The organism is Marinicella marina, from assembly GCF_030065545.1.
In the GTDB taxonomy this organism is placed as follows: domain Bacteria; phylum Pseudomonadota; class Gammaproteobacteria; order Xanthomonadales; family Marinicellaceae; genus Marinicella; species Marinicella marina.
Window position 1 is genome coordinate 1 of record NZ_JASJNC010000014.1, and the last position, 5,856, is coordinate 5,856.

The following is a 5,856-nucleotide window of genomic DNA, read 5'->3' on the forward strand; positions in this document are numbered from 1 at the left end:
ATCTAAATGTCATAAAGGGGTTTACAAGGTTATTTTGTTCGCTATAATGCGCACTCTCTCGGCCAAGCTGGTTTGTAAAAAGTGGTTTGGATGGGGGTTTAAAAATTAATTTTGAATGATTGATAAAAAAGTCTTGCAAAGTAAATTTTTAAGGCGATAATACGCAGCCCTTGGAGACGAGGATTAAGGAAAGCGAGGCAAGATGAAGGGACTTATGAAAATGAGTCAAAAAAAAGCTTGCAAAAGGAAATAAAAAAGCGATAATATCGCACCCTTCCGCACGAAATGTCGGAGGTTAAAAAAGCGGCCTTTAAGGGGTCGGTTTTAAGTAAATTAAAAGATAATAGATAACTTGTGTGGGCACTTGGAGATGATGTATTTAAGGTACAACGACAAGTGACCATATTTTAGAATCACGTAATTTTTTTGATAATAAAGTTAGTGGTCAAACTGGTGGGTCTGTAACAGGACTTGCCGCAATAAATTAGAGTGAGTATTTATATTTACTCGAACAATTAATTGAAGAGTTTGATCCTGGCTCAGATTGAACGCTGGCGGTATGCCTAACACATGCAAGTCGAACGGTAACAGAGAGAAGCTTGCTTCTTTGCTGACGAGTGGCGGACGGGTGAGTAACGCGTGGGAATCTACCTTATAGTTGGGGATAGCCCGGAGAAATCCGGATTAATACCGAATACGATCTACGGATGAAAAGGTGCCTCTTCTTGAAAGCACTTGCTATGAGATGAGCCCGCGTTAGATTAGTTTGTTGGTGGGGTAACGGCCTACCAAGACTGCGATCTATAGCTGGTTTGAGAGGATGATCAGCCACATTGGGACTGAGACACGGCCCAGACTCCTACGGGAGGCAGCAGTGGGGAATATTGGACAATGGGCGCAAGCCTGATCCAGCAATACCGCGTGTGTGAAGAAGGCCTTAGGGTTGTAAAGCACTTTTATGTAGGAAGAAGGTATGTATGTTAATAGCATATGTAATTGACGGTACTACAAGAATAAGCACCGGCTAACTCCGTGCCAGCAGCCGCGGTAATACGGAGGGTGCGAGCGTTAATCGGAATTACTGGGCGTAAAGGGTACGTAGGCGGCTTAATAAGTCAGATGTGAAATCCCCGGGCTTAACCTGGGAACTGCATTTGAAACTGTTTAGCTAGAGTGAGTGAGAGGTTAGTGGAATTCAAGGCGTAGCGGTGAAATGCGTAGAGGTCTTGAGGAACATCAGTGGCGAAGGCGACTAACTGGCACTACACTGACGCTGAGGTACGAAAGCGTGGGGAGCGAACAGGATTAGATACCCTGGTAGTCCACGCCCTAAACGATGAGGACTGGCTGTTGGCGCTATAGACGCGTCGGTAGCGAAGCTAACGCGTTAAGTTCTCCGCCTGGGGAGTACGACCGCAAGGTTGAAACTCAAAGGAATTGACGGGGGCCCGCACAAGCGGTGGAGCATGTGGTTTAATTCGATGCAACGCGAAGAACCTTACCATCCCTTGACATCCTCAGAATGATCTGTAATCGATCAGTGCCTTCGGGAACTGAGTGACAGGTGCTGCACGGCTGTCGTCAGCTCGTGTCGTGAGATGTTGGGTTAAGTCCCGCAACGAGCGCAACCCCTATCTATAGTTGCCAGCACGTAATGGTGGGAACTCTATAGAGACTGCCGGTGATAAGCCGGAGGAAGGTGGGGACGACGTCAAGTCATCATGGCCCTTACGGGATGGGCTACACACGTGCTACAATGGTGCATACAGAGGGTCGCCAACCAGCGATGGGGAGCTAATCTCAGAAAGTGCATCTTAGTCCGGATTGCAGTCTGCAACTCGACTGCATGAAGTCGGAATCGCTAGTAATCGCGAATCAGCAACGTCGCGGTGAATACGTTCCCGGGCCTTGTACACACCGCCCGTCACACCATGGGAGTGGGTTGCTCCAGAAGTGGCTAGTCTAACCTTCGGGGAGACGGTCACCACGGAGTGATTCATGACTGGGGTGAAGTCGTAACAAGGTAGCCGTTGGGGAACCAGTGGCTGGATCACCTCCTAAAAGATAACCTTGGTATGTCATTACCCGGGTGTCCACACAAGTTATCTAGATAAAGTATAAGCATAACACCTATTTGGGGCTATAGCTCAGCTGGGAGAGCACTTGATTTGCATTCAAGAGGTCTGCGGTTCGATCCCGCATAGCTCCACCAGTTTTTATGACTGGGTCTGTAGCTCAGTTGGTTAGAGCGCACCCCTGATAAGGGTGAGGTCGCTGGTTCAACTCCAGCCAGACCCACCAATTTTGTTATGTTTTTAATGTCTTTATCAAGTAAGCGATTACTTGATAAGGATGTTTTGCCGGGATGAAAAGTTTCGGTTTCGCAGGAGCGAGATACTTGTAAATTAACAATTTGGAATATGAGTCAGAATGTATATGTGATGAGCATGTATGTTCTACAAATCAATCAATTTGATTTGAGTCAATGGCGTCTTAATAGAATTTTTGTAGTATATATAAAAAATCGTTATTAAATAGAGACCAGCGGAGCACTGAAGAGTGTTCCAATTATCAATCCATTTTATGAATTTGTGAGTGTAACCTTAGATTTTTTGGGGTTATATGATCAAGTGAATAAGCGTATGTGGTGGATGCCTTGGCGGTAGGAGGCGATGAAGGACGTGTAAGTCTGCGATAAGCTGTGGTTAGCTGACACGAAAGCGTATAACCCACAGATTTCCGAATGGGGAAACCCAACCTTTTAAGGTTATCTTGTAGCTGTAAGGTTATGAGAGGCGAACCCGGAGAACTGAAATATCTAAGTACCCGGAGGAAAAGAAATCAACCGAGATTCCGCTAGTAGCGACGAGCGAACGCGGATTAGCCCAAAAGATTCATAGTTTTTAGTCGAATGGCGTGGGAAAGCCAACCGAAGAAGGTGATAGTCCTGTAGACGAAAGAAATTATGAGTTGAATGTGAGTAGGGCGGGGCACGAGAAACCCTGTCTGAATATAGGTGGACCATCATCTAAGGCTAAATACTCCCTACCGACCGATAGTGAACCAGTACCGTGAGGGAAAGGCGAAAAGAACCCCTGTGAGGGGAGTGAAATAGACCCTGAAACCGCATACGTACAAGCAGTCAAAGCCGGATTTAGTCCGGTGATGGCGTACCTTTTGTATAATGGGTCAGCGACTTAATTTCAGTAGCAAGCTTAAGCGAGTAGTGTAGGCGAAGGGAAACCGAGTCTTAATAGGGCGTATAGTTGCTGGGATTAGACCCGAAACCGGGCGATCTATCCATGGCCAGGTTGAAGGTCGGGTAAAACCGACTGGAGGACCGAACCCACGTATGTTGAAAAATGCGGGGATGAGCTGTGGATTGGAGTGAAAGGCTAAACAAGCCCGGAGATAGCTGGTTCTCCCCGAAAACTATTTAGGTAGTGCCTTATGTATCACTTACGGGGGTAGAGCACTGTTATGGCTAGGGGGTCACACCGACCTACCGTCCCATGGCAAACTCCGAATACCGTAAAGTGCAATCATAGGAGACAGACTACGGGTGCTAACGTCCGTAGTCAAGAGGGCAACAACCCAGACCGCCAGCTAAGGTCCCAAAATCACCACTCAGTGGGAAACGAAGTGGAAAGGCCCAGACAGCCAGGAGGTTGGCTTAGAAGCAGCCACCCTTTAAAGAAAGCGTAATAGCTCACTGGTCGAGTCGGTCTGCGCGGAAGATTTACCGGGGCTAAGTGGTGTACCGAAGCTGCGGATGCTAATTTATTAGCATGGTAGGGGAGCGTTCTGTAAGCCTGTGAAGGTGTGTTGAGAAGCATGCTGGAGGTATCAGAAGTGCGAATGCTGACATGAGTAACGATAAAGGGGGTGAAAAACCCCCTCGCCGGAAGTCCAAGGTTTCCTCGTGCAACGTTAATCGGCACAGGGTGAGTCGGCCCCTAAGGCGAGGCAGAAATGCGTAGTCGATGGGAAACAGGTTAATATTCCTGTACTTTTATATACTGCGATGGAGTGACGGAGAAGGCTAGGTTATCCGGGTGATGGTTATCCCGGTTCAAGCGTTTAGGCAGTGTCCTTTGGTAAATCCGGGGATACAATGCTGAGGCGTGATGAGGAGTTCAATTGCGAACGAAGTAATCGATGCCCTGCTTCCAGGAAAACCTTCTAAGCATAGGTATATAAGAACCGTACTGTAAACCAACACAGGTGGACAAGATGAGAATTCTAAGGCGCTTGAGAGAACTCGGGTGAAGGAACTAGGCAAAATGGTACCGTAACTTCGGGAGAAGGTACGCCCCTACAGGTTCAGAGCTAGTGGGGGCCGCAGAGACCAGGTGGCTGCGACTGTTTATCAAAAACACAGCACTATGCAAACACGAAAGTGGACGTATATGGTGTGACGCCTGCCCGGTGCCGGAAGGTTAATTGATGGGGTTATTCTTCGGAAGAAGCTCTTGATCGAAGCCCCGGTAAACGGCGGCCGTAACTATAACGGTCCTAAGGTAGCGAAATTCCTTGTCGGGTAAGTTCCGACCTGCACGAATGGCGTAACGACGGCCACACTGTCTCCACCCGAGACTCAGTGAAATTGAAATAGCTGTTAAGATGCAGTTTACCCGCGGCTAGACGGAAAGACCCCGTGAACCTTTACTATAGCTTCACAGTGGACTTTGATTAGATATGTGTAGGATAGGTGGGAGACTTTGAAGCGAATGCGCTAGCATTTGTGGAGTCGTCCTTGAAATACCACCCTTGTGTAATTGAAGTTCTAACCTAGATCAGTCATCCTGATCAGGGACATTGTGTGGTGGGTAGTTTGACTGGGGCGGTCTCCTCCCAAAGAGTAACGGAGGAGCACGAAGGTGCGCTAAGTACGGTCGGACATCGTACGGTTAGTGTAAAGGCAAAAGCGCGCTTGACTGCGAGACTGACAAGTCGAGCAGGTACGAAAGTAGGTCTTAGTGATCCGGTGGTTCTGTATGGAAGGGCCATCGCTCAACGGATAAAAGGTACTCCGGGGATAACAGGCTGATACCGCCCAAGAGTTCATATCGACGGCGGTGTTTGGCACCTCGATGTCGGCTCATCTCATCCTGGGGCTGAAGCCGGTCCCAAGGGTATGGCTGTTCGCCATTTAAAGAGGTACGCGAGCTGGGTTCAGAACGTCGTGAGACAGTTCGGTCCCTATCTGCCGTGGGCGTTTGAGATTTGAGGAAAGCTGCTCCTAGTACGAGAGGACCGGAGTGGACGAACCACTGGTGTTCGGGTTGTCATGCCAATGGCATTGCCCGGTAGCTATGTTCGGACGGGATAACCGCTGAAAGCATCTAAGCGGGAAGCCTCTTCCAAGATGAGATCTCACTTTGTTCTTGAAACAACTGAAGGGCCCTTGAAGACTACAAGGTTGATAGGCTGGGTGTGGAAGTGCAGTAATGTATGAAGCTAACCAGTACTAATTGCCCGTGAGGCTTGATCATATAACACCCAAGAGATTTGGTGGTTATGTCTCAAGTTCATAATATATATTGATTTTTCTCTATCAAGTAACGATTTTGATACAAGCAAAACTATCAAGACCAATTGACTTAAATAATTAATCAAAGATTGATTAGATTCATATTCCAAACATCAGACTTAGAGCCTTCGAGCTTTAAGCGACCAGTTTTCTGGTGACAACAGAGCTATAGCACCACCTGAACCCATCTCGAACTCAGCAGTGAAATGTAGCATCGCCGATGGTAGTGTGGGAGTTCCCATGTGAGAGTAGGACATCGCCAGAATCTTACAAGTAGAAAAGCCTCAACATAAGTTGGGGCTTTTTTTTGCTTGAAATTTGTG

2 tRNA genes and 3 rRNA genes are annotated in these 5,856 nt (G+C 47.7%); all 5 read left to right on the top strand.

The features are described 5' to 3' along the window. The first annotated feature begins 516 nt into the window (after positions 1-516). The 5 genes from QNI24_RS15320 to rrf all read left to right on the top strand — a co-directional run bounded on the left by QNI24_RS15320 (position 517) and on the right by rrf (position 5,798). Positions 517-2,061: ribosomal RNA gene (locus tag QNI24_RS15320) — 16S ribosomal RNA — on the top strand. A 75-nt stretch (positions 2,062-2,136) separates the two neighbouring features. Then, a tRNA-Ala gene (locus QNI24_RS15325) sits at positions 2,137-2,212 on the top strand. Positions 2,213-2,224: 12 nt separating this feature from the next. Further along, positions 2,225-2,301, top strand: a tRNA-Ile gene (locus QNI24_RS15330). A gap of 323 nt (positions 2,302-2,624) precedes the next feature. Beyond that, positions 2,625-5,495, top strand: a 23S ribosomal RNA gene (locus QNI24_RS15335). Positions 5,496-5,683: 188 nt separating this feature from the next. Continuing rightward, positions 5,684-5,798, top strand: a 5S ribosomal RNA gene (rrf, locus tag QNI24_RS15340). The 16S, 23S and 5S rRNA genes sit together here with 2 tRNA genes alongside, the layout of an rRNA operon. Positions 5,799-5,856 lie beyond the last annotated feature (58 nt).